The sequence below is a fragment of the Herbiconiux daphne genome, from assembly GCF_024979295.1.
GTDB classification, from domain to species: Bacteria; Actinomycetota; Actinomycetes; order Actinomycetales; family Microbacteriaceae; genus Herbiconiux; species Herbiconiux daphnes.
This window is the reverse complement of the sequence record NZ_JANLCJ010000209.1, coordinates 1-920: the sequence shown is the minus strand read 5'-3', so window position 1 is coordinate 920 and position 920 is coordinate 1. Positions and strand designations below refer to the sequence as shown.

Below are 920 nucleotides of genomic sequence, written 5' to 3'. Positions count from 1 at the left end.
AATGTAGTTAACTGGTTAATCTTTTCGTTTTGTTCTTCAACAACTGTACGATATTTATCTTGTGCGTTACGAGCTTCTTGTAACAGATACTCTGCTTCACGACGTTCAATTTGGAACTTAGCAACATAACGGCTAAGGTCTTCTTGATACTTGATGATATCTTCACGAGAAGTTTGAAGAACTTGGGCTGCCGGAGCAGCCTCTCTTGAATTATAGTGTCCCATTGATTACTCCCTAAACTCTTTGACAACGAGAGAAGAACCACTCCATTCGACCAGATCCAGACGTTTCATCAGACCAGAAGCAGCTTCAGCAGCTTTAGATTCCCAGAACTGGGCTTGGTCATTATCACGTAAGAATACAGCTGCATGTCGTAAACTGAGATAAAGCATGATGTCTGGGCCTACTTGTAGGTATTGCCAGTTGTCATTATCTAGTGTGAAAGGTTCGAATTCCTTCCAGTAAATCATCTCAACCTGATCACCTTCAACCAATTCTGGAATAGTGTGAATCTCATCAGCAATACGAGTGAAATAGAATTTCTTCTCGGTTGCTTTCATTTCATCACCACTGTAAACACCACCAGATTTATCAGCTTTGTTATCACCTTTAATACGATTAAAAGTATCAACATCAACACGGTTGTATGGACGGTTATTTACAAACAGATGTTTCATCTCAAAATAGTGTTGTGGTAGTTTCACAAAAGTACCAGCAGCAATTGCTGTAGCATCCATGTTGTAATTTACCACATCTTCATATTGAGGCATTTGAACAGTACGTTGAAAGTCAATGCGAGCAAAGTCTATGAAATAGGGAATGGTATTAACAGTAATATCATCAGCCCTATTCAACCAGTTCTTCACAGCATCTTACAAAGCACCGTAAGTACTAATCATTGCCATGTTTTATTCCTTAGT

Annotated in this window: 2 protein-coding genes; both read right to left on the bottom strand. The window is 39.0% G+C overall.

Going from position 1 to position 920, the window contains the following annotated elements:
• The coding region (locus N1032_RS24150) for a hypothetical protein (protein WP_259543013.1) at positions 1 to 224 on the bottom strand (224 nt) is incomplete at its 3' end.
• A 3-nt stretch (positions 225 to 227) separates the two neighbouring features.
• Entirely contained in the window at positions 228 to 866 is a 639-nt protein-coding gene (locus tag N1032_RS24145) for a phage adaptor protein (RefSeq protein ID WP_259543011.1), read from the bottom strand.
• Positions 867 to 920: the final 54 nt, after the last annotated feature.